The 21884-nt window shown below is 65.0% G+C and carries 20 protein-coding genes; 1 reads left to right on the forward strand and 19 read right to left on the reverse strand.

What is annotated here, in order from left to right:
* Positions 1 to 130: 130 nt before the first annotated feature.
* From dalD to ppsA, 13 genes are all read right to left on the reverse strand, one after another.
* Positions 131 to 1558: a D-arabinitol 4-dehydrogenase gene (dalD, locus tag FHS28_RS18585; protein ID WP_088454350.1), complete on the reverse strand. Its 1428-nt coding sequence runs from the start codon at positions 1556 to 1558 to the stop codon at positions 131 to 133.
* A 43-nt stretch (positions 1559 to 1601) separates the two neighbouring features.
* Positions 1602 to 2645: an ABC transporter ATP-binding protein gene (locus FHS28_RS18590; protein WP_088454221.1), complete on the reverse strand. Its 1044-nt coding sequence runs from the start codon at positions 2643 to 2645 to the stop codon at positions 1602 to 1604.
* A gap of 59 nt (positions 2646 to 2704) precedes the next feature.
* Positions 2705 to 3541: a carbohydrate ABC transporter permease gene (locus FHS28_RS18595; RefSeq protein ID WP_088454220.1), complete on the reverse strand. Its 837-nt coding sequence runs from the start codon at positions 3539 to 3541 to the stop codon at positions 2705 to 2707.
* Between the two features lie 12 nt (positions 3542 to 3553).
* Complete coding sequence (locus tag FHS28_RS18600) at positions 3554 to 4414, reverse strand: carbohydrate ABC transporter permease (RefSeq protein WP_088454219.1); 861 nt, start codon at positions 4412 to 4414, stop codon at positions 3554 to 3556.
* Between the two features lie 194 nt (positions 4415 to 4608).
* Positions 4609 to 5883, reverse strand: a complete 1275-nt coding sequence (locus FHS28_RS18605; RefSeq protein ID WP_088454349.1) for an ABC transporter substrate-binding protein — start codon at positions 5881 to 5883, stop codon at positions 4609 to 4611.
* Between the two features lie 392 nt (positions 5884 to 6275).
* The gene (locus FHS28_RS23895; RefSeq protein WP_221194073.1) at positions 6276 to 7628 is read right to left on the reverse strand and encodes a BaiN/RdsA family NAD(P)/FAD-dependent oxidoreductase; all 1353 of its coding nucleotides are present in this window, start codon (positions 7626 to 7628) and stop codon (positions 6276 to 6278) included.
* A 25-nt stretch (positions 7629 to 7653) separates the two neighbouring features.
* Positions 7654 to 9081 (reverse strand): replicative DNA helicase, encoded by a 1428-nt coding sequence (dnaB, locus tag FHS28_RS18620; RefSeq protein ID WP_088454218.1) that lies wholly within the window; start codon positions 9079 to 9081, stop codon positions 7654 to 7656.
* A gap of 199 nt (positions 9082 to 9280) precedes the next feature.
* Positions 9281 to 9733, reverse strand: coding sequence for a 50S ribosomal protein L9 (gene rplI / locus FHS28_RS18625; protein ID WP_088454217.1), 453 nt, complete (start codon positions 9731 to 9733; stop codon positions 9281 to 9283).
* Positions 9734 to 9743: 10 nt separating this feature from the next.
* Positions 9744 to 10034 (reverse strand): 30S ribosomal protein S18, encoded by a 291-nt coding sequence (gene rpsR, locus FHS28_RS18630; RefSeq protein ID WP_058934370.1) that lies wholly within the window; start codon positions 10032 to 10034, stop codon positions 9744 to 9746.
* Between the two features lie 72 nt (positions 10035 to 10106).
* The gene (gene priB, locus FHS28_RS18635; RefSeq protein ID WP_088454216.1) at positions 10107 to 10391 is read right to left on the reverse strand and encodes a primosomal replication protein N; all 285 of its coding nucleotides are present in this window, start codon (positions 10389 to 10391) and stop codon (positions 10107 to 10109) included.
* A 91-nt stretch (positions 10392 to 10482) separates the two neighbouring features.
* Positions 10483 to 10845, reverse strand: coding sequence for a 30S ribosomal protein S6 (gene rpsF / locus FHS28_RS18640; RefSeq protein ID WP_058934368.1), 363 nt, complete (start codon positions 10843 to 10845; stop codon positions 10483 to 10485).
* 152 nt (positions 10846 to 10997) lie between these two features.
* Positions 10998 to 13085, reverse strand: coding sequence for a sodium:solute symporter family protein (locus tag FHS28_RS18645; RefSeq protein WP_088454215.1), 2088 nt, complete (start codon positions 13083 to 13085; stop codon positions 10998 to 11000).
* 231 nt (positions 13086 to 13316) lie between these two features.
* Positions 13317 to 15728 (reverse strand): phosphoenolpyruvate synthase, encoded by a 2412-nt coding sequence (gene ppsA / locus FHS28_RS18650; RefSeq protein WP_088454214.1) that lies wholly within the window; start codon positions 15726 to 15728, stop codon positions 13317 to 13319.
* Between the two features lie 350 nt (positions 15729 to 16078).
* On the opposite strand from ppsA, the gene ppsR reads away from it, so the two are divergent.
* A complete protein-coding gene (ppsR, locus tag FHS28_RS18655) occupies positions 16079 to 16900 on the forward strand; it encodes a posphoenolpyruvate synthetase regulatory kinase/phosphorylase PpsR (RefSeq protein WP_088454213.1) in 822 nt (273 codons plus the stop codon).
* 4 nt (positions 16901 to 16904) lie between these two features.
* On the opposite strand, the gene FHS28_RS18660 is transcribed toward ppsR, so the two are convergent.
* The 6 genes from FHS28_RS18660 to lpxD are packed head-to-tail and all read right to left on the reverse strand — an operon-like array spanning position 16905 to position 21877.
* Positions 16905 to 17696 carry a TrmH family RNA methyltransferase gene (locus FHS28_RS18660; RefSeq protein ID WP_088454212.1) on the reverse strand — a complete coding sequence of 264 codons (792 nt, stop codon included), beginning with the start codon at positions 17694 to 17696 and terminating at the stop codon, positions 16905 to 16907.
* Positions 17693 to 18430 (reverse strand): ribonuclease HII, encoded by a 738-nt coding sequence (gene rnhB, locus FHS28_RS18665; protein WP_088454211.1) that lies wholly within the window; start codon positions 18428 to 18430, stop codon positions 17693 to 17695. Before rnhB ends, FHS28_RS18660 begins: the two co-directional genes overlap by 4 nt.
* Positions 18402 to 19550, reverse strand: a complete 1149-nt coding sequence (lpxB, locus tag FHS28_RS18670) for a lipid-A-disaccharide synthase (RefSeq protein WP_088454210.1) — start codon at positions 19548 to 19550, stop codon at positions 18402 to 18404. The genes rnhB and lpxB overlap by 29 nt, the downstream gene beginning before the upstream one ends.
* 1 nt (position 19551) lies before the next feature.
* Positions 19552 to 20349 carry an acyl-ACP--UDP-N-acetylglucosamine O-acyltransferase gene (lpxA, locus tag FHS28_RS18675; protein ID WP_088454348.1) on the reverse strand — a complete coding sequence of 266 codons (798 nt, stop codon included), beginning with the start codon at positions 20347 to 20349 and terminating at the stop codon, positions 19552 to 19554.
* Positions 20350 to 20360: 11 nt separating this feature from the next.
* Positions 20361 to 20819 carry a 3-hydroxyacyl-ACP dehydratase FabZ gene (fabZ, locus tag FHS28_RS18680; protein ID WP_058934361.1) on the reverse strand — a complete coding sequence of 153 codons (459 nt, stop codon included), beginning with the start codon at positions 20817 to 20819 and terminating at the stop codon, positions 20361 to 20363.
* Complete coding sequence (gene lpxD / locus FHS28_RS18685; RefSeq protein ID WP_088454209.1) at positions 20816 to 21877, reverse strand: UDP-3-O-(3-hydroxymyristoyl)glucosamine N-acyltransferase; 1062 nt, start codon at positions 21875 to 21877, stop codon at positions 20816 to 20818. The genes fabZ and lpxD overlap by 4 nt, the downstream gene beginning before the upstream one ends.
* Between the last annotated feature and the right edge of the window lie 7 nt (positions 21878 to 21884).

The raw sequence follows: 21884 nt of genomic DNA on the forward strand, positions 1-21884 counted from the left end.
CGAAAGTGCCGAAGGTGGTGAAGGTGATGAAGCAGCGCGCTGGTGGGCAAGGCCCGATCATCGCAGCGGCGACGGATGCGGCGTGGGCATCACGTCACGCATGCCGTCACGCATGCCGTCACCCATACCGTCACGCATGACCGGCCACAAAGCGGTCCACCTGATCCGCTGCCACGCGCAAGGCCTGCGTCAGGCGGGCATCGCCTGCCAGTTCACCCCATAGCACCGGGTCGGCGGCAAAGGCCGCCACCGGATCGACCGAGCCGCAGATGGCATGCGCCACCGCCGGGTCCATCGCCTGGTCCTGATAGGTATAGGGAATCTGGCCGACATGCCAGCGCTTCAGATACGCCAGGAACAGCGCTGGCAGCACCGCCACGCTGGCAATGCTGTCGCCTCGCGCCAGCCGCTCCCGCACCGTTGGCGCGATGAAGCCGGGGATCTTGCTGAAGCCGTCCATCGCCACCCGCTGATTGGTGTCCGCGATGGCCGGATTGCCGAAGCGCTCCAGCACCACGTCGCGATAGGCGGCCAAGTCCAGCGGGTTGGGTTGCAGCACCGGGATGGCGTCGTTCGTCACGTAATCGTAGGCGAGCTGACGGATGGCGGCGTCGTGCGTACCTTCGTGGATGTAGGTGTAGCCGACCAGCGTGCCGGCCCAGGCGATGCAGCTGTGCGTCGCATTGAGCAGACGGATCTTGGCCTCCTCATAAGGCGCGACCGAATCCACCAGCTCGACGCCCACCCGCGCCCAGTCGGGCCGGCCGTTGATGAAGCGGTCTTCGATCACCCACTGGATGAAGCTCTCGCCCATCAGCGCAGCCCGGTCCTGACGACCGGTGGCGGCCTGCACACGCGCAGCGACCTCCGGGGTGGGACGCGGCGTGATGCGGTCCACCATCGCATTGGGGCTGGTGGTGTGGGTCTCGATCCACTGCGCCAGCGCATCGTCTCCGAGCGCCCGCACGAACTGCAGCAGGCCGTGGCGAGAGCGTTCGCCGTTGTGGCGCAGGTTGTCGCAGTTCAGCAGCGTGAGGTCGCCCGCGCCCGCCGCCATGCGCGCGCGCAGCAGCGTGGTCAGGGCGCCGTAGAGGGTGCTGCCGGCGCGGCCTTCCCGCAGGGCCTGCAGGTCGGCCTTGAGGTCCGGGGCACTGTCCCAATCGAGCTGATGCTGGCTGTTGAGGTAGTAGCCCGCCTCGGTGACGGTGAAGGAGAGGATGCGGGTGGACGGCTGGCACGCGAGCGCCACGAGCCCGGCCAGGTCGGGCGTCCACGGCACCACGGTGCGGATGGCATCGATCCAGGTGTAGCTGCGCTCGCCCTGGGCGGTGACAGTCTCCAGCGTGTAGGCGCCGCCCTGGGCCACCAGCGCGTCGATCGTCTCCTGCATGTCTGGCCTCAGGTTGCCACCGGCCAGCACCCAGCGCGTATCCCCGAGCTGATGCAATTGATGCAGATAGACCGCCTGGTGGGCGCGATGGAAGGAGCCCAGCCCGAGATGCAGGAGGGTGAGCGTGTCTGGGGCAGCGGTTGTGGCAGTGGTTGTGGCAGTCGTCATGGCAATCGTCAGGGCAGTCATCAGGGCAGTCAGCGATGAAGGGTCATTGAGCGGCGGCCTGCACCACGCGGCCGGCGCTGTCGAACCAATGGGCCTGGTCGGTCGCAACGTTCAGCGAGACATCGTCACCCGCCTGCAGTTGCGTGCGTTCGCTCTGCCGGGCCACCAGTTGTGCGCCCTCGGCGGTGCGCACGTAGAGCAGCGTCTCGGCGCCCAGGGCTTCCACGAGCTCGATGCGGCCGCTTACCGAGCCCTGACCCTTCGGCAGCACGCTCACGGCTTCGGGCCGCAGGCCGATCGCGCCGTCCGCGGCCGACTGTGGGCCCTGCTGACGCATCTGCGGCGGCAACTGGCCGGCGGGCACCACATTCATCTGCGGCGTGCCGATGAACTGCGCAACAAACTGATTGGCGGGGCGGTCGTACAGCTCCAGCGGCGTGCCGACCTGTTCGATGAGGCCGTCGCGCAGCACCACCACGCGGTCGGCCAGGGTCATGGCTTCCACCTGGTCGTGGGTCACGTAGATGGTGGTGGCGCCGAGCTCACGATGCAGCTTGGCAATCTCCACCCGGGTCTGTCCGCGCAGGGCGGCATCCAGGTTGGACAGTGGCTCGTCGAAGAGAAAGACCTTGGGCGCCCGCACGATGGCGCGGCCGATGGCCACCCGCTGGCGCTGACCGCCGGAGAGCTCCTTCGGCGTGCGTTCCAGATAGCCGGTCAGGTTGAGCGTGGTGGCCGCGCGCTGCACTTTCTCGCGGATCACCGCCGGATCGACCTTGGCGAGCTTGAGCGCGAAGCTCATGTTCTCGTAGACGCTCATATGGGGATAGAGCGCATAGCTCTGGAAGACCATCGCGAGGTCGCGTTTGCTGGACGGCAGGTCGGTGATGTCCCGGCCGTCGAGTTCCAGCGTGCCGCCGTCGATGCCTTCCAGGCCGGCGATCAGTCGCAGCAGCGTCGACTTGCCGCAGCCGGAAGGCCCGACGAAGACGATGAACTCGCCCTTGTTGATGGTGAGGTCGATGCCCTTGATGGCGCGATGACGACCAAAGAATTTCTCGACACCGCGCAGTTGGAGGTAGGCCATGACGGAGGTTCCTGAAATCGGGACTGCAGACAATCGGAGAGAGTGGCTGACGGGAGGGCTTACTTGACGGCGCCGAAGGTCAGGCCCTGCACCAGTTGCTTCTGGCTGAACCAGCCGAAGACAACGATGGGCGCAATGGCCATCAGCGACGCCGCGGAGAGCTTGGCCCAGAACAGGCCTTCGGGGCTGGAGTACGAGGCGATGAGCGTGGCCAGGGTGCCGGCCTTGGCGGCACTGAGGTTCAGGCTCCAGAACGCTTCATTCCAGGACAGCACCAGGCACAGCAGCCCGGTGGAGGCGATGCCGCCCATGCCCAGCGGCAGCAGCACCAGCCGCACTTCCTGCCACAGCGTGGTGCCGTCCATGCGCGCGGCTTCCAGGATCTCCGGCGGGATGTCCTTGAAGTGCGAATACAGCATCCAGACCATGATGGGCAGGTTGGACAGCGCAAAGACGATGATCAGCGCCAGCTGGGTGTCGAGCAGATGGCTCTTCTGCGCCAGCACGTAGATGGGCACGAGGGCGCCGACGGCCGGCATCATCTTGGTGGAGAGCATCCACATCAGGATGTCGCGGGTGTATTTGCCGCGGAAGAAGGCCATGGCGTAGGCCGCCGGCGCGGCGAGCAGCAGGCCCAGGACGGTGGACAGCACGCTGGTGATGACCGAGTTCTTGGCGTAGAGCAGATAGTCGCTGCGGGCCTGCACCTCGTGGAAGTTTTCCAGCGTGGGGGAGAAGAACAGCAGCGGGGGCACGGCGATCGCCTGCAGCTCGGTTTTGAAGGCGGTGAGAAACAGCCAGCCCAGCGGAAAGAACAGCAGCAGGGCCACGGCCCAGGCGCCGAGGGTGCGAAGAGCGAGTGCCAGCGGGAAGGCGGCACGACGACGGGAAGACATCGGGGGTGCTCCTTACTTGTCCAGATTCTTGCCAACGAGGCGGATGAGGAACACCGCTGCGATGTTGGCCAGCACGACCGCAAACAGCGCGCCGGCTGATGCCACACCGGCATCGAAGTTCAGCAGGGCCTGCTTGAAGATCAGGAAGGTGACGTTGGTACTGGCATCGCCGGGGCCGCCACTGGTGGTGGTGTAGATCTCGGCGAAGACGCTCAGCAGGAAGATGAGCTCGATCATCACCACCACGGCGATGGAGCGGCCCAGATGCGGCAGGTAGAGGTAGCGCAGCTGTTGCAGGTAGGTGGCGCCATCCATGCGGGCGGCCTCCAGCTGTTCCTGGTCCATGCTCTGCAGCGCAGTCATGAAGATGAGGGTGGCGAAGGGCAGCCACTGCCAGGAGACCATGACGATCACTGAGAACAGCGGATGGTCGGTGAGCCAATCGACGGGCTGGGTGCCGAAGAAGATCCACACCTGGGCGAGCACGCCGTAGATGGGGTTCATCATCATGTTCTTCCACATCAGCGCGTTGACGGTGGGCATGACAAAGAACGGCGAGATCAGCAGCACTCGCACGATGCCGCGGCCGGGGAACGGACTGTTCACCAGCAGGGCGATCAGCACGCCGAAGACGGCGGTGGCGAGGATCACGCTGCCCAGCAGCAGCAGTGTGTTGATGACGGCGGGGCCGAAGGAGGGGTCGGTGATGAAGAACTCGAAGTTCTCCATGCCGGCGAAGCCGGTCTGATCCGGCTGCATCAGGTTGTAGCGGATCAGCGAGAAGTAGATGGTCATGCCCAGCGGCACGATCATCCACAGGAACAGCGTCCCCATGGCTGGCGCCAGCAGCAAACGCGGAAGCAGTCGTTTCATGATGGTCTTCGAAATGGGGATGGCCCGCCCTCACCCACCGAGGCGGTATTCAGCAGCGTCGCCATGGAGGGAACCAGTGGCTGGCAGGCGTCGCGAGCGGTCCGAGGTGCCGGTGCTGTACCGGAGCCGTACTCCCGTACGGCGAGGAACACCACCGGCAGATCGGACCGCGCAGTAGCCTGACGGCTACTGGTTCACTTGTAGTAGCCGGCTTTGCGCATCTCGCGGTCGGCGGTCACCTGGCTGGCCTTCAGTGCGTCATCCACCGAGGTGCGACCGGCCAGCGCTGCGCTCATCTGCTGGCCCACGGCAATGCCAATCGCCTGGAACTCCGGAATGGCGGCGAATTGCACGCCGACATACGGGCTCTTGGGCAGCGTGGCGTCGGTCGGATTGGCCGAGTCAATCGCCGTCTTCTCCGCCGCAGCGAATCGGGCCGCCTTCTGGAACTCCGCGCTCGCATAGGTGCTCTTGCGGGTACCGGTTGGCACATTCGCCCAGCCATTGGTCTTGGCCACCAGCTGGATGTAGTCCTTGCTGGTCGACCAGGTGATGAACTTCCGCGCTGCCGCCACCTTCTTGGAGCCCGCCGGAATCGCCAGGTTCCACGACCACAGCCAGTTGGCGCCCTTGGGCGTGTTCATCGTCGGCGCCTGGGCAAAAGCCATCTGAGCGGCCACCTTCGACTGCTTCGGATCCGACACAAACGACGCTGCGATGGTGGCGTCCACCCACATGCCGCATTTGCCGGAGCTGGTCAGCGCCAGAATTTCATTGAAGCTGTTGGCCGACGATCCGGGCGGGCCGTAGTTCTTCAGCAGGTCCACATAGAAGTTGACCGCTTCCTTCCAGGGCTTCGATTCCAGCTGCGGCTTCCATTGCATGTCGAACCACTGACCGCCAAACGTGTTGGCCATCGTGGTGATGAGCGCCATGTTGTCGCCCCAGCCCGGCTTGCCGCGCAGGCAGATGCCGTAGATGCCGTTCTTCGGATCATGGATCTTCGCCGCCAGGTCCTTGATCTGCGGCCAGGTCGGACGCTCCGGCACCTGCACCCCCACCTTGTCGGCGAGGTCCTTGCGGTACATCAGCATCGAGCTTTCCGCATAGAACGGCGCCGCGAAGAGCTTGCCGTCCACCGACAGGCCGGCGCGCACCGCCGGCAGCAGATCGTCCACGTCATAGGCGGCGTCCGGCTTGAGCTCCTGCAGCCAGCCCTTCTTGCCCCAGATGGGCGCTTCGTACAGGCCGATGGTCATCACGTCGAACTGGCCGCCCTTGGTGGCGATGTCGGTGGTGACGCGCTGACGCAGCACCCCTTCTTCCAGCGTGACCCACTTGAGCTTGATGTCGGGATTGGCCTGTTCGAAATGCTTGCTGAGCTTTTGCATTTCGATCATGTGACCGTTGTTCACGGTCGCAATCACCAGCTCGGTCTGCGCCTGCGCCGCACCGGCGAAGGCCCACATCACCGCCGCAGCGGCCGCCGTCACACGGGCGGCACGCGCAACTCGAAAGGAAGCGTGCATCGGGGAGTCTCCTGTTTGTTGGTATTCATGTCCGGCGCAAGAGGACCGCGCCGACGCCATGAACGATACCGATCCGGACATGCCGGAGTGGTACCCCGTGGCCCATCAGAAGATACTTACTTGCATCAAGTGATGAGGGTTATTACTGACCTGGTGAAACCAAGTACAGAGATCGCCCCCAGTGGCTCGTTTTTGGAAACAGGAGATGCAAAGAGCGGCCCACGCGGGCGCTTTGTCGTCGGGCAGACACGAGTGGAGAGGGCCGGCGTGTCCCCCTGCTGCCATCAGCGCGGCATCGCTTCGAACGCCGAGACCCTCAGGCGCTCAGAGGCTCAGACAAATTGCGCCGCCGCGTAGGCGGACGCCCAGGCCCATTGGAAGTTGAAGCCACCGAGGTGGCCGGTCACGTCCAGCACCTCGCCGATGAAATACAGACCGGGCGATTTGAGCGATTCCATCGTCTTGGAGGACACCTCCCGGGTGTCCACACCGCCCAGCGTCACCTCGGCCGTCCGGTAGCCCTCGGTGCCGGCCGGCACGAGTTGCCAGGCGGAGAGCTTGTCGGCGATCGACTCCAGCTCCGCATGGGTGTATTGCTTGATGGGCTTGGACTCGAACCACTGCTCGCAAAGCAGTTGCGCCATCTTTTTGGTGAAGACCTCACCCAGAATGGTCTTGAGCTCCGCATTGGGCCGGTCCTGGCGCTGCTGGGCCAGCCAGTCGGGCACCGAGCGGTCTGGCAGCAGGTTGATCTCGACCGCCTGGCCGGGGTGCCAGTAGGAGGAGATCTGCAAAATGGCCGGGCCGCTCAGGCCGCGGTGGGTGAAGAGGATGTTCTCGCGGAAGCTCTTGCCGTTGCAGCTCACCAGGCAGTCCACGGAAGTGCCGGAAAGCTCGGTGCAGAGTTCCTTGAGCTGGTCAGTGATGGTGAACGGCACCAGGCCCGCGCGGGTGGGCAGCAGCCGGTGGCCAAACTGGCGCGCGACTTCATAACCGAAGCCGGTGGCACCCATGGTGGGAATCGACAGACCGCCGGTCGCGATCACCAGGGACTTGCAGCGCACCGGGCCGGTGGACGTCTGCAGGAGGTAGCCGTCGTTGGGCGGGGCGGCCGGCGCAGCGGCTTTGGCGCGTTTGTCAGCCTTGGCCGCTTTGGAGCGGTTGGTGGACTCGGCGCTCTCGACTGGAGGGTCGCCACCGATGGCCGCCAATGCAGCGCCGCCTTCAGCGACCTGCCCGCCCTCCGCGCTGGGAGACGCCTCCAGCGCAATGCATTCGATCTTCTCGACGCTGGTGTTGAGCTGCACCGTCGCCCCAACCGCCTCACACTCGGCCAGCAGCATCTTCAGGATGTCGATCGATCTGTTGTCGCAGAAGAGCTGGCCCAGCTTCTTCTCGTGATACGGCACCCGATGCTTGTTGACCAGCGCAATGAAGTCCCACTGCGTATAGCGGGCCAGGGCCGACTTGCAGAAGTGGGCGTTCTCGGAGAGGAAGTTGGCCGGCTCGGTATACAGGTTAGTGAAGTTGCAGTTGCCGCCGCCGGACATCAGGATCTTCTTGCCCGCCTTGTTGGCATGGTCCAGCACCAGCACCCGTCTGCCCCGCGCGCCCGCATGCGCGGCGCACATCAAGCCCGCGGCGCCCGCGCCGATCACCACCACATCCGTCTCGACCACCGCCATCTCCGCCAGCCTCCCAGGGCCCTGATCAGTACTCGTCGCCGCCCGGGCTGACATACCCCGGTGCGAGGTTCTCAAACTTGGTGTTCTGGCGCTGGAAGGCCAGCTTCACCGTGCCCACCGGGCCGTTACGCTGCTTGGCGATGATGATCTCCGCCACGCCGGGTTCCTTGCACTCGTCCTTGGTGTAGTACTCGTCGCGGTAGATGAACATGATGATGTCCGCATCCTGCTCAATGGCGCCCGACTCACGCAAGTCCGACATCATCGGGCGCTTGTCCGGACGCGTTTCCACCGAGCGGTTGAGCTGCGAAAGCGCAATCACCGGGCAGCGCAGTTCCTTGGCCAGGGCCTTCAGGCCCCGCGAGATTTCACCCACCACAGTGGCGCGGTTTTCTTCGCTGGCGCCGCCGTTGCCGCTCATCAGCTGCAAATAGTCGATGATGATCAGGCCGAGCTGTCCGCAGATGCGGGCCTGGCGGCGGGCACGGGCGCGCACTTCGCTGGGGGAGAGGCCCGGGCTTTCGTCGATGAAGATCGGCGCATTGCCGAGCTTGTCGACGGCTTCGGCCAGGCGGCCCCATTCATCGTCCTGCAGACGGCCGGTGCGCAGGTGGCTCTGGTCGATGCGGCCGATGGAGCCCACCATCCGCAAGGCCAGCTGCGCGGCGCCCATTTCCATCGAGTAGATGACGACCGGCAGGCCTTCGTTGATGGCCACGGCCTCGCCGATGTTGATGGCGAACGCCGTCTTGCCCATGGAAGGACGGGCCGCCAGGATGATCAGGTCGCCCTTTTGCAGGCCGGCGGTCATGCGGTCCAGGTCGAAGAAGCCGGTGCGCACGCCGGTGACATCTTCGGCGCCCTGCTCCGCGAGTTCATTGACCCGGTCCATCAGCTCGACCATCAGCCGGTCCATGCTCTGGAAGCCCTGGCCGCCGCGGGAGCCTTCTTCGTTGATGCGGAAGATCTTGCCTTCAGCTTCGTCCAGGATCTCGTTGACCGGGCGGCCTTGGGGATTCAGCGCGGCCGTGGCGATCTCGTCGGAGGTGGCCACCAGTTTGCGCAGGATGGCCCGCTCGCGGACGATTTCCGCATACCGGCGCAAGTTGGCCGCGCTCGGCACGCCCTGCGCCAGCGCATTCAGATAGGCCAGACCGCCGCATTCCTCGGCCTTGCCGAGGGAGGTCAGTTCTTCGAACACGGTCACCACGTCGGCGGGCTTGCCGGCGTTCACCAGCTTGCCGATGGCGGCGTAGATCTGCTTGTGTTCGAAGCGATAAAAATCGGTGTCGCTGAGCGTGTCAGCCGCCTTGTCCCAGGCGGTGTTGTCAATCAGCAAGCCCCCCAGGACGCTTTGTTCAGCCTCGACAGAGTTGGGCGGCACACGCAGGCGGGCGACATCGTCGTCCCGGGCGCCGGAACCGGGCGGGTTGGCGGAGAAGATCGCAGACATGTGGACAACTCTGTGGGAAAGCGTTGGGTAAGCTCTGGAGAGCCCGGGACATCCAGTGGACAACCCGCGACCCCAAAAAGCCGAAAGCCGACGGCTTTTCAGCTGTCGGCTTTCGTTTGACCTATGGTGACAGTGCCTTGCGGCGCTGCCAACCCAGGGAATGCGAGCGGTGGACCAGCCACCGCTGCATCAGTGCCAATTACTCGGCTTCGGCGACGATCTGCACCGTCACGTCGGACACCACATCGGTGTGCGGCGCCACGGTCACAGCGAACTCGCCGACGGTCTTCAGCGGACCGTTGGGCAGACGCACTTGCGACTTCGACACGGCGATGCCCGACTTGGTCAGGGCTTCGGCGATGTCGGCGTTGGTCACGGAGCCGAACAGACGGCCGTCCACGCCAGCCTTCTGGCTGATGGTGACGGTCTTGCCGTTCAGTTGTTCGCCAACAGCCTGGGCAGCCGACAGCTTTTCAGCCGCAGCCTTTTCCAGTTCAACGCGCTTGGCTTCGAATTCCTTGATGGCCGATTCCGTGGCGCGACGAGCGCGGCGGGTCGGGATCAGGAAGTTGCGAGCGTAGCCGTCCTTGACCTTGACGACGTCACCCAGGTTGCCGAGGTTGGCCACCTTTTCAAGCAGGATCACTTGCATGGTGTACTCCTCAGACCTTGTGCTGATCGCTGTACGGCAGCAGAGCCAGGAAGCGGGCGCGCTTGATGGCGACCGACAGCTGACGCTGGTAGAAGGCGCGCGTGCCGGTCAGGCGTGCGGGCACGATCTTGCCGTTTTCGCTGATGAAGTCGCGCAGAACGTCGACATCCTTGTAGTCGATCTGCTCAACACCGGCGACGGTGAAGCGGCAGAAACGCTTACGGCGGAACAGCAGCGATTGTTGGTTGCGCTTGGGCTTGCGGTCCTTCGAGAACCGACCTTTACCACGTGGCGGGGGCATATTGACCTCTTGACGAATCTATCCAGATAAAACGATGGACGCGATGCCTTTGGAATGAAGTGCTCGGCTGTTTCAGCGTTCCAGGCCGGTGATGTGAAACACCGTCCCTCGACCTTGGCGCTGTGCCGACAGAAACCCGGTGAACACCGCGTTGTCCGTCAGGCCCAGGGCCTGCACCCGTTTGACGATCTCACCCACGGCCACCGCCTTGATTTCCAGGGCCACCTTGCGGCGGGCCCCGGCTTCTTCGACCTGGGACTCATGCGTGAGCATCAAGTCCAGGGCCGGAAGGCCGGCGGGGGTATAGCGGATCGCGGCGAGCTCGAGAATTCTTGCGTTCAAAACCAGATGGTTCATGCCAGGTGGTCTACGCTGCAGTCTTCACGAACCTGCGCTCAACGAGCGGCTGATTCAAACTCAAACGACTTCAGGAATCGCGACGGCCAGTTCAGGCGGACGCTTCTTGGGGAGCCTTGCGGGCTTCTTCGCGCTCAACAGCCTTCATCATCACCGAGGGGGCGGTCTCCGCCTTGTCCTTGGCAACGGTCAGGTGACGCAGCACGGCGTCGTTGAAGCGGAAACCGGTCTCGAGCTCACCCAGGATTTCCTTGGATGCCTCGATGTTCAGGCACAGGTAATGTGCCTTGGCCAGCTTCTGGATCATGTAGGCCAGTTGACGGCGGCCCCAGTCTTCCACGCGATGCACCTTGCCACCACCGTTGGTGACCAGGCCCTTGTAGCGCTCCAGCATGGCCGGAACTTGTTCGCTTTGATCCGGATGGATCAGCAGAACGATCTCGTAATGACGCATAAATACTCCTTGCGGGTTTCAGAGGGTCTGAAAGCCGAACCCCAGCGTCAATTCCTGGGTCCGGCAAGGGAAGCCCGCGATTCTAGTGCAAATCGGGGGGAAGCGTCCACCCGGCGTTGCCGGGCGTGTGGAAATGCCTGGGCGGCGGGCCGTCAGATCTCGTGGAGGCGGCGCTGCACGGCCTGGGCGGGCGCCGGCGGGGCTGGGGTGAGCAGGCTCACCACCATCAGGGCGCAGATGCCGGCGGGAAGGCCGAACAGCGCGGCCGCGACGGGCTGGATGCCCCACCACAGCTGCGGGTCGCCGGACAGGCCCAGCGCCTGCCGCAAGCCGGCATGGGCGCTGATCATGTAGTAGAGGGTGACCCCCAGGCCGGTGAGCATGGCCGCGGCGGCTCCGTGTTTGTTGGCGCGTCGCCAGAAGATGCCGCCCACCAGCACCGGTACCAGCGTGGCCCCGGCCAGGGAGAAAGCGGCGGAGACCAGCAGCAGGATGTCCGCCGGCTTCTGGGTGGCGACGGCTGCGGCCGTGAGCGCGGTGGCCAGCAGCAAGGCCTTGGACACGGTGACGCGCTGGGTGGCGGATGCGGCGGGGTGCAGGACGCGGTAGTAGATGTCGTGGGACAAGGCGCTGGAGATGGTGAGCAGCAGGCCGTCCGCCGTGGAAAGCGCTGCGGCCAGCGCCCCGGCCGCGACCATGGCGGAGAGCACATACGGCAGTCCCGCCAGTTCCGGCGTGATGAGCATGATGACGTCCCCCCCCAGGCGCAGTTCGGCCAGTTGGAGAATGCCGTCCTGGTTCACATCCTGAATATTGAGCAGACCGGGGTCGATGCGCATCCACTGTCTCACCCAGGAAGGCAGCTCGGCGATGGGCATGCCGACCAGGTGGTTGAACACCTCATGCTTGAGCAGCACTGCCAGCGCGGGCGCACTGAGGTAGAGCAGCGCGATGAAGAACAGCGACCAGGCGACCGAGGTGCGAGCCTCGGCCACGCTGGGCGTGGTGTAGTAGCGCGTCAGGATGTGCGGCAGGCCGGCGGTGCCGACCATGAGGACGAGCACGAGCGCCACAAAATTGCGGCGGGAGCGTTCGAAGGTTTCGCGCTCTTCAGGCGTGCCCGCCGGGTTGCCGGCGAAGGGTCGCGCATGGGGCGGCATGCCGGCGAGCGGCTGAGCGCGCTGGTGTTGCTGGTGGGCCGCCCAGGCCCATTGTTCCCGTGCCTGGATGTCCGTTCGAGGCAATGCAGCGCGCTGTTTTTCGGCGGCCTGGATCTGCGCAAGGGGCGCATCCTCAGCTTTCAGGCGGGCGATGCGCTGGGAGGCCGCCTGACGCTCCAGATCGAGGGATTGCGGCAGCTCATCGATCATCCGCTCATAGTCGCGGGCGCTGCGCTCGTAAAGGGCACGGACTTCAAGCTCTTTGGGATCATTCAGCAGAGCCTGCTCGCGGGCGGTGATCTGCTGGAGTTGTCGCCCGGCCGTGAGCTGAGGGAGCGGGCCACCCGTCTGCTGCACCGACAGCCACATGACCGGCAGCACATACGCCAGAATCATGATGATGTACTGCGCGACCTGGGTCCAGGTGACCGCGCGCATGCCGCCAAGAAAGCTGCAGACGAGCACGCCGCCGAGGCCGACGAAGACACCAATCTCAAAGGTCAGGCCAGTGAGGCGGGTGGTGATGAGACCCACCGCGTAGATCTGTGCCACCAGATAGATGAACGACACCAGCACGGCAGCGGACGCACCCATCACCCGCAGCCCCCGGCTGTCGAATCGCTCTGCCAGGAAATCAGGGACGGTGAAGCGCCCGAAGCGGCGCAGGTACGGCGCCAGCAACAACGCGACAAGACAGAACCCGCCCGTCCAGCCGAGCACGAACGCAAGTCCGCCATAGCCGGAAAGGTAAAGACTCCCCGCCATGCCCAGAAAAGACGCCGCACTCATCCAGTCGGCACCTGCCGCCATGCCGTTGTAAAACGCCGGGACCCTTCGGCCTGCAACGTAGTACTCCACCGGGTCGGTGGTGCGGCTCAGCACGCCAATGCCCGCGTAGACCAACACGGTCAGCAGCAGAAAGCTGAAGCCCAACCACTGCTTGGACATGCCCAGACGCTCCAGCACGCCCAGCACCATCACCAGCATCACCACGCCGACCGTGTAGGCGGCATAGTTGCGGTTCAGGCGGCGGCGGAAGGCGGCGTTCGGCGGCGTTGTTTGGGCTGGAGAGGGGGACATCGCGCAACCATCTTCGCGAATCGCTGAAGAGCGCGCATCGGTTGTTTCCTGCAGCGTGGGGGGTGGGAGGCGGGGGCGCGCTGACTGCGGAGGACGGAGCAGTCAGGTGAGGCATGCCCCACCTTCCACCATCAAGACCATGCATCCGCGGCAGGACCCCATCGCGGCGACAAAACGCCCATGAAAAAAGGGCAGCCATGCTGCCCTTTTTCTGGAGGTCCGGAGACGCCCTTACTTCTTCGCGAGGCGCGTCCAGGTCTCAATGACGCTGTCCGGATTCAGCGAGATCGACACAATGCCCTCCTCCGCCAGCCAGTCGGCAAAGTCCGGGTGGTCGCTGGGCCCCTGGCCGCAGATGCCCACATACTTGCCGGTCGCGCGGCAGGCGGCAATGGCGCGCGAGATCAGAGCCTTGACGGCCGGATCACGCTCGTCAAAGTCGCCCGACAGCAGTTCCAGGCCCGAGTCACGGTCCAGGCCCAGCGTCAGCTGCGTCAGGTCGTTGGAGCCGATCGACATGCCGTCAAAATGCTCCAGGAACTTCTCGGCCAGGATGGCGTTGCTCGGCACCTCGCACATCATGATGACGCGCAGATCATCCTTGCCACCAGCCGCCGCCCGCTTGAGACCACGCTCCGCCAGCATCGCCACCACCTTCTCCGCCTGCGTCACCGTGCGCACGAAGGGCACCATGATCTCGACGTTGGTCAGGCCCATGTCGTGGCGCACCCGCTTGAGCGCCTCGCACTCCATGGCAAAGGCATCCGAGAACTCGCCGCTGATGTAGCGCGAAGCACCGCGGAAGCCCAGCATCGGGTTCTCTTCGTCCGGCTCGTAACGGCTACCGCCGATGAGCTTGCGGTATTCGTTGCTCTTGAAGTCGGACAGTCGCACGATCACCGGCTGCGGCCAGAAGGCCGCCGCAATGGTCGCAATGCCTTCCGCCAGCTTGTCCACATAGAAGGCGCGCGGCGAAGCATGGCCCCGGGCCACCGACTCAACCGCCTTCTTCAGGTCGCTGTCGACATTCGGATAGTCCAGGATGGCCTTCGGGTGCACACCAATGTTGTTGTTGATGATGAACTCGAGGCGGGCCAGACCCACGCCGCTATTGGGCATCTGCGCAAAGTTGAAAGCCAGCTGCGGATTGCCGACGTTCATCATGATCTTGACCTGGCAATACGGCAGCTCGCCGCGATGCACTTCGCTGACTTCCGTTTCCAGCAGGCCGTCATAGATGAAGCCGGTATCGCCCTCGGAGCAGGCCACCGTCACCAGTTGACCGTCCTTGAGCTTGTCGGTGGCGTCACCGCAACCGACCACGGCCGGGATGCCCAGTTCACGCGCAATGATGGCGGCGTGGCAGGTGCGCCCCCCACGGTTGGTGATGATGGCGCTGGCACGCTTCATCACCGGCTCCCAGTTGGGATCGGTCATGTCCGTCACCAGCACGTCGCCGGGCTGCACACGCTCCATTTCCGCCACGCTCTCCACGAGGCGGACCGGGCCGGTGCCGATCTTCTGGCCAATCGCCCGGCCTTCCACCAGCACGGTGCCCTGGCCCTTGAGCTTGTAGCGCTGCTCGACCTGGCCTTCGGCCTGGCTCTTCACCGTTTCCGGACGGGCCTGGAGGATGTAGAGCTGGCCGTCCTGGCCGTCCTTGCCCCACTCGATGTCCATCGGGCGGCCATAGTGCTGCTCGATGATCAGCGCATAACGGGACAGCTGGATGACGTCTTCATCGGTCAGCGAATAACGGTTGCGCTGCTCGACTTCCACATCCACCGTCTTGACGAGCTTGCCCGACGCAGCCTTTTCTTCCGGCGTGGAGAAGGTCATCTGGATCAGCTTGGAACCCAGGTTGCGGCGGATGATGGGGAACTTGCCGCGGGTCAGCGCCGGCTTGTGCACATAGAACTCATCCGGGTTGACGGCGCCCTGCACCACCGTCTCGCCCAGGCCGTAGCTGGAGGTGATGAAGACCACGTCCTTGAAGCCGGATTCGGTGTCGATGGTGAACATCACGCCAGCAGCACCCAGGTCCGAACGAACCATGCGCTGCACACCCGCCGACAGCGCCACATCGCTGTGGGCAAAGCCCTTGTGGACACGGTAGCTGATGGCGCGGTCGTTGTAGAGGGAGGCAAAGACCTCCTTCATCTTGTGCAGCACGTCTTCAATGCCCACCACGTTCAGGAAGGTTTCCTGCTGACCAGCGAAGGAAGCATCCGGCAGATCTTCGGCAGTGGCGGACGAACGCACGGCAAAGGAGGCCTCCGGCTGGCCTTCGGTCACGCGGGCGAATTCCGCGCGGATGGCCGCTTCCAGGTCCTGCGGGAAGGGTTGCGCTTCGACCCAGCCGCGAATCTGCGCGCCGGCTTCCGCCAGAGCACGAACGTCGTCAGTGTTCAGGTCGGCCAGGCGCTTCTGGATGCGGGCATCCAGGCCTTCGTACTTGAGGAACTCGCGGAAGGCGTGAGCCGTGGTGGCAAAGCCGCCAGGCACGCGCACACCAGCATCCGCCAGTTGCGAAATCATCTCGCCGAGCGAGGCGTTCTTGCCGCCCACCGACTCGACGTCGGTCATCCTCAGTTTCTCGAAGGGTACAACCAGGGCGGTCGCCTCGAAGCGTGCATCAGACATGGGAAAACTCCGTGATGTTGAGAAACCGGGGCCCCAGCGCCAGGAAGCTGATCCCACCCGACGGCGGCGTTCGCATGGACGCGGGCGCGGGCGGAACAGCGGGCAGACAGAACGGCGCGCGCGACAGCTTTTGTCGATTCTTGTGGGCGGCGCAGCGGGGCGTTCATGATGGGCAGGGGCAAGTTGCGGATGATTCTACGGGTTCGCGCCTCTATGATGTAAACCCCGGTTCGGGGACTGGGCGCGTCCGGTCCGCAGCTTGTGGGCATGTGTCGTGCCCGGCTGGCACCTCCGCCCCCCTCGTTCCCACCCCAAAATTTGCGGCCCCCGCTCGGCCCAACAGGCACGCCATGACCCAGCACACCGTCTATTTCGTCTCGGATGGCACCGGCATCACCGCCGAAACCTTCGGTAACTCGATCCTGGCCCAGTTTTCGGTCAAAGCGCGTCACGTGCGGCGTCCCTTCGTGGACAACGCCGAAAAAGCGCAGCAGCTGGTGAAGGAGATCAACGAGACCGGCGTGCGCGAAGGCCAGCGGCCGGTGGTGTTCGCCACGCTGGTGAACCGCGAGGTCCTCAATGTGGTGCGTCAGCACTGCGAAGGCCTGGTGCTGGACATGTTCGGCACCTTTATCGCACCGCTGGAAGACGAGTTCCGGGTGAAATCCAATCACCGCGTCGGCCGCTTCTCGGATGTGGCCAAGAGCCAGGAATATCACGACCGGATCGAAGCCATCAACTTCTCACTGGCCCATGACGACGGCCAGTCCGCCCGCAATCTGGATTCGGCCGATGTGATCCTGGTGGGCGTGAGCCGCTGCGGCAAGACGCCGACCTCGCTCTATCTGGCCATGCAGCACGGCATCAAGGCCGCCAACTATCCGCTGATCCCGGAAGACTTCGAGCGCGGCGCCCTGCCCTCGCTGCTGGTGCCCCACAAGAAGAAGTGCTTCGGCCTGACCATCGATCCGGAGCGCCTGGCCCAGGTGCGCAATGAGCGCCGGCCCGGCAGCAAGTATGCGGACCTGATGAACTGCCACTATGAGGTGCGTGAGGCCGAGACGATGATGAAGAAGGCCGGCATCTCGTGGCTGTCCTCGACCCACAAGTCGATCGAAGAAATCGCCACCACCATCCTGCGGGACATCCGGCCGGATCGGTTGATGTACTGAGGCGTCAGCCCCGGACCAGCCGGCGCCGCGCGGATTCGTACAGGCAGATCGACGCGGCACTCGCCACGTTCAGCGATTCCTCGCCGCCCGGCTGAGGAATGCCGATGCGCAAGGCGCAGCGCGCCATCAGCGCATCATCCACGCCCTGCCCTTCATGCCCCATCACCCAGGCGCAGGGCGAGGGCAGCTCGGCTTCATGCAGCATCGCATCGGTGTGCGAGCTGGTGGCCAGCAGCGGCACTTTCAGCCCATCCAGGTCCGACACGCTCAGGCCTTCCACCAGGCGCAGCCCGAAGTGCGCGCCCATGCCGGCGCGCAGCACCTTGGGCGACCACAGGGCCGCCGTGCCCTTGAGCGCCAGCACCTGACGGAATCCCAGCGCCGCAGCGCTGCGCAAGATGGTGCCAACATTGCCAGCATCCTGCAGTCGGTCGAGCACCACCGAGTCGGCCTGCGGTTCGATGCGCAGCGGCGGCGGCAGTTGCAGGTCAAAGCCGATCTGCGCCGGTGACTCCAGACCCGAAACGGTCTTGAACAAGGCTGGAGACACTACCAGCACCTTCATCGCCTGATCCGCCAGCGCGCGCAGCGACTCATCGTTCGCCGCGGCATCGGTGATCAGCGCCAGTGCCGGACGCAAGCCCCGCTGCAGCGCCGCACGCGCCAGATGATCGCCCTCCAGCCAGACGCCCCCCATCTTGCGATAGGCCGTGGCGTCCTGCGCCAGCTTGCGCAGGCGCTGCAGTTGCGGGTTGTCGCGGGCGGTGATGGGATGCCAGGTGGGGCCGGTGTTCATTCGAAGTCCACCACGGAGGTGAAAGTGGTGCTGGTGCTGCGGATGACGGTGGCGCTGTGCAGCGAAGGCATCCCCTCACGCCCGTGCGTGACCACCGTGGTGGTGCTCACCGAGACGGTGTCCAGGCACATGCGCACTGGCGCAAAGCTGGTGCGGTGCCAGGGACTCGCGCCATGCAGGCGCAGCGCTTCCAGATGCTCGGGCGTGCCGTAGCCCTTGTGGTTGTCAAAGCCGTATTGCGGATGCGCCTGATGCATCTGCAGGCACATCCGGTCGCGATGGACCTTGGCAAGGATGCTGGCGGCGGAAATGGCCGGCACCAGCGCGTCACCCTTGACGATCGCCTCCGCCGGAATGCGCAGCACCGGCAGCCGGTTGCCGTCCACCTTCACCTGCGCAGGCGTCAGCCGCAGGCCTTCGACCGCGCGCCGCATGGCGAGCAGGGTCGCCTGCAGGATGTTGATGCGGTCGATCTCCTCCACCGAGGCTTCCGCAATGCAGAAACTCAGCGCCTTGGCCCGGATCTCGTCGTAGAGCTGCTCGCGCTTCTTCTCGCTGAGCACCTTGGAGTCGTTCAACCCCTTGATGGGGTTCATGTCGTCCAGGATGACGGCCGCCGCCACCACCGGCCCCGCCAGTGGCCCGCGGCCCGCTTCATCCACCCCGGCCAGCAGCCCTTCACGCTGCCAGTCCAGGCCGAGCTGCTCAGGCGCCGAGGATTTGCGCGATCGCATCGCCCGCCCTTTGCGCGGTATTGCAGCGCAGCGTCTCATGAATCTCGGTGAAGCGCTGATGCAGCCGCTCACGTCGCGGCGCATCATCCAGCCAGGCCAGGCCTTCACGTGCGATGACTTCGCCCGTGCACTGCTCCTGCAGACACTCCGGCACCACCGTTTCACGCGCCAGCACATTGGGCAAGCCTACCCACGGCAGCAGCGCCTTGCCCTTCATGCGCCAGGCATTGAACCAGTGCAGCTTGTAGGCAATCACCATCGGCCGCTTGAACAGCGCCGCTTCCAGCGTGGCAGTGCCGCTGGCCACCAGGGTGAGGTCGCAGGCGGCCAGCGCGTCATGCGCCTGGCCGTCCAGCAGCATCAGATCCAGACCCTGACCATGCTCGCGCACCAGCGCTTCGGCCAGCTCCCGCACGCCCGGCGCCACCGGCACCACAAAGCGAAGACCGGGTCGCTGCGCCAGCATGCGTCGCGCGGCATCAAGCAGCGGCGGGAAGATGTAGTTCAGCTCACTGCGACGGCTGCCCGGCAGCACCGCGACCACCGTGGCGTCTTGCGGCAAGCCCAGCAGGTTGCGCGCTTCGGTACGCGGTGGCTCCATCGGAATCTTGTCTGCCAGCGGATGGCCCACATAGGTGGCGCCAATGCCGTGCCGCTGCAGCAGCTCGGGCTCAAACGGAAAGAGGCACAGCACATGGTCGGCGCTGCGCTTGATGGTGTGCACCCGCTCCGCCCGCCACGCCCAGATGGACGGGCAGACAAAATGAACGGTCTTGATGCCAGCTTCGCGCAGCCGCTGCTCCAGACCGAAGTTGAAGTCCGGAGCGTCCACGCCCACAAAGACGGACGGACGCTCCTGGATCAGCCGGTCGCCAAGCTGACGCCGGATGGCCAGCAGTTCCCGGATGTTCTTCAACGCGTCCCAATAGCCGAAGATCGACAGCTTGTGGCTGGGCCACCAGGCGTCAAAACCCAGGGCCTGCATCTTCGGGCCGCCAATGCCCGCACTGGTCAGTCCCGGCCAGCGCGCCTGCAAGGCCTGCAGCAGCAGGCTGGCCAGCAGATCCCCGGAGGCCTCGCCGGCCACCAGGCCCAGTCGAGGGTCCGTGATCCTGCTCATGTCAGCGTACGAGCCCGCGCTTGGCCGCTGCGAGGAAGTCCAGCATCAGCTGGATGTCGCCCACGGTGTCGGTGTTCTGACCGGCCTCGGCCTTGAGCGCTTCGATCTGCTGCACCGACTGCTCCAGCGTCAGCGCATCCCGGAACAGCAGCTTGTGCATCTGACGGATGGTGCCGATGCGCTCATTGCTGAAGCCGCGCCGGCGCAGCCCGGTCAGGTTGACTGCACGCACGGTGAGCGGATTGCCGTCCACCGTCATGTAGGGCGCCACATCCTGCGCCACATGGCCCTGGAAGCCGATCATCGCGTGCGCGCCGATGTGCACGAACTGATGCACCCCGGTCAGGCCGCCGATGGTTGCCCAGTCGCCCACATGCACATGCCCGGCCAGCGTGGCATTGTTGGCCAGCACGCAGTGGTCACCCACCACCACGTCATGGGCCAGATGCACATAGGCCATGATCCAGTTGTCCGAGCCGACCCGCGTCACCCCCTGCTCCTTGAAGGTGCCGGTGTTGAAGGTGCAGAACTCGCGGATGGTGTTGCGGTCGCCGATGACCAGCTCGGTCACCTCACCGCCATGGCTCATGTCCTGCGGCATGGCGCCGATGGAGGCGAACTGGAAAATCTGGTTGTCCCGGCCAATGGTGGTGCGACCCTCCACGACCGTATGCGGACCAATGCGCGTGCCGGCGCCGATGCGCACCTCCGGACCGATCACCGCATACGGGCCGATCTCGACCCCTTCGTCGATCTGGGCCTGGGGGTCCACCAGCGCTGTGGCGTGAATCTTGGCCATGGTGCGGGAGATCAGCAGTCCAGACGGCGCATGGTGCACATCAGGCCGGCTTCGGCCACGATGTCCTGGCCCACCAGGGCCTTCGCACCAAACTTGTAGATGCCGGCCTTGGCGCGTTCCAGCGTGACGTCCAGCAGCAACTGGTCGCCCGGCTCGACCGGACGCTTGAAGCGCGCACCATCGATGCCGGCAAAGTACACGACATGGTTCTCGTCCAGCGAGAAGTCGTAGCTCTGCACCGCCAGCAGCGTGGCGGCCTGCGCCAGCGCTTCCAGGATGAGCACGCCCGGCATCACCGGACGGTGCGGGAAGTGGCCCTGGAAGAACGGCTCATTGATGCTGACGTTCTTCAGCGCGCGGATGCGCACGCCCTTCTCCACTTCCAGCACGCGATCCACCAGCAGGATGGGATAGCGATGCGGCAGCTTGGCCAGGATGCCGTGGATGTCGATTTTGCTGCTCTCGTTCATGTCGTCTTCTTCTCAAGGGCTCGCACGCGCTGACGCAGCTCGTAGAGCCCGCGCAGTGCGGCGGCATTCTTCTGCCAGGATGCGGCATCCTCGAAGGGCCACATGCCGGCATAGGCGCCGGGCTTGTCGATGCTGTTGCTGATGTTGGCCGTGGGGCCGATCTGCACGCCGTCGGTGATCTTGATGTGACCGTTGATCCGGGCTGCGCCGGCCACGATGCAATTCGCGCCAATCTCCGCGCTGCCGGCAATCGCCACTGCGCCCGCAATGGCGGTGCCCTTGCCGATCTTCACGTTGTGAGCGATCTGCACCAGGTTGTCGATGATGGCGCCGTCGGCAATGACGGTGTCGCCCAGCGCGCCACGGTCGATGCAGGTGTTGGCGCCGATCTCGACATCGTCTCCGATGCGCACCGCCCCCAGCTGCTCGATCTTCACCCAGCGCATGCCGGACTCGCCCTTCGTCGGCGCGAAGCCGAAGCCGTCCGCCCCGATCACCACGCCACTGTGGATGAGCGAGCGCGCACCCACGCTGCAGTCAAAACCCAGCACCACCCGCGGCTCGAGACGGGCGCCTTCGCCCACCACCGCATGATGTTCCACCACGGTGTGCGCACCAATGCGGGCGCCGTCGCCAATGCGGGCGCCGGATTCGATGACGGCAAAGGGGCCGATGTCCACGCCGGTGCCCAGCACCGCATCCGGGGCCACGCTGGCGGTCGGATGCACCGACGGCGCCGGCCGCTGCGGGCGCATGTGCTGCACCCACCATTGCGTCAGGCGCGCGAAATAAAGATAGGGGTTCGGCGTGACGATGCAGCAGGCCGGCTGACCATCACCGCGACGCGCCGCCGCCGCTTCCTGAGCGGCCGGCGACACGATGACGCAGCCCGCCTGCGTGCTGCTCAGCTGGGCCGCGTATTTGGGATTGGAGAGAAAGGCAATGGCGTCAGGACCCGCTTCGTCCAGCGGCGCAATGCGCTGGATGGCGGTGTCCGATGCACCAACAGAAACGCCGCCCAAGGCGGCGATCAGGTCCGAGACCGAGACCGATGTCATGCTGCTG

The sequence above is a fragment of the Roseateles terrae genome (assembly GCF_014192155.1).
GTDB lineage: Bacteria > Pseudomonadota > Gammaproteobacteria > Burkholderiales > Burkholderiaceae_C > Roseateles > Roseateles terrae.

Coding starts and splice junctions, on each gene's coding strand:
- dalD (WP_088454350.1), bottom strand. CDS start 1,558: ATGACGACTGCCACAACCACTGCCACAACCGCTGCCCCAGACACGCTC.
- FHS28_RS18590 (WP_088454221.1), bottom strand. CDS start 2,645: ATGGCCTACCTCCAACTGCGCGGTGTCGAGAAATTCTTTGGTCGTCAT.
- FHS28_RS18595 (WP_088454220.1), bottom strand. CDS start 3,541: ATGTCTTCCCGTCGTCGTGCCGCCTTCCCGCTGGCACTCGCTCTTCGC.
- FHS28_RS18600 (WP_088454219.1), bottom strand. CDS start 4,414: ATGAAACGACTGCTTCCGCGTTTGCTGCTGGCGCCAGCCATGGGGACG.
- FHS28_RS18605 (WP_088454349.1), bottom strand. CDS start 5,883: ATGTGGGCCTTCGCCGGTGCGGCGCAGGCGCAGACCGAGCTGGTGATT.
- FHS28_RS23895 (WP_221194073.1), bottom strand. CDS start 7,628: ATGGCGGTGGTCGAGACGGATGTGGTGGTGATCGGCGCGGGCGCCGCG.
- dnaB (WP_088454218.1), bottom strand. CDS start 9,081: ATGTCTGCGATCTTCTCCGCCAACCCGCCCGGTTCCGGCGCCCGGGAC.
- rplI (WP_088454217.1), bottom strand. CDS start 9,733: ATGCAAGTGATCCTGCTTGAAAAGGTGGCCAACCTCGGCAACCTGGGT.
- rpsR (WP_058934370.1), bottom strand. CDS start 10,034: ATGCCCCCGCCACGTGGTAAAGGTCGGTTCTCGAAGGACCGCAAGCCC.
- priB (WP_088454216.1), bottom strand. CDS start 10,391: ATGAACCATCTGGTTTTGAACGCAAGAATTCTCGAGCTCGCCGCGATC.
- rpsF (WP_058934368.1), bottom strand. CDS start 10,845: ATGCGTCATTACGAGATCGTTCTGCTGATCCATCCGGATCAAAGCGAA.
- FHS28_RS18645 (WP_088454215.1), bottom strand. CDS start 13,085: ATGTCCCCCTCTCCAGCCCAAACAACGCCGCCGAACGCCGCCTTCCGC.
- ppsA (WP_088454214.1), bottom strand. CDS start 15,728: ATGTCTGATGCACGCTTCGAGGCGACCGCCCTGGTTGTACCCTTCGAG.
- ppsR (WP_088454213.1), top strand. CDS start 16,079: ATGACCCAGCACACCGTCTATTTCGTCTCGGATGGCACCGGCATCACC.
- FHS28_RS18660 (WP_088454212.1), bottom strand. CDS start 17,696: ATGAACACCGGCCCCACCTGGCATCCCATCACCGCCCGCGACAACCCG.
- rnhB (WP_088454211.1), bottom strand. CDS start 18,430: ATGCGATCGCGCAAATCCTCGGCGCCTGAGCAGCTCGGCCTGGACTGG.
- lpxB (WP_088454210.1), bottom strand. CDS start 19,550: ATGAGCAGGATCACGGACCCTCGACTGGGCCTGGTGGCCGGCGAGGCC.
- lpxA (WP_088454348.1), bottom strand. CDS start 20,349: ATGGCCAAGATTCACGCCACAGCGCTGGTGGACCCCCAGGCCCAGATC.
- fabZ (WP_058934361.1), bottom strand. CDS start 20,819: ATGAACGAGAGCAGCAAAATCGACATCCACGGCATCCTGGCCAAGCTG.
- lpxD (WP_088454209.1), bottom strand. CDS start 21,877: ATGACATCGGTCTCGGTCTCGGACCTGATCGCCGCCTTGGGCGGCGTT.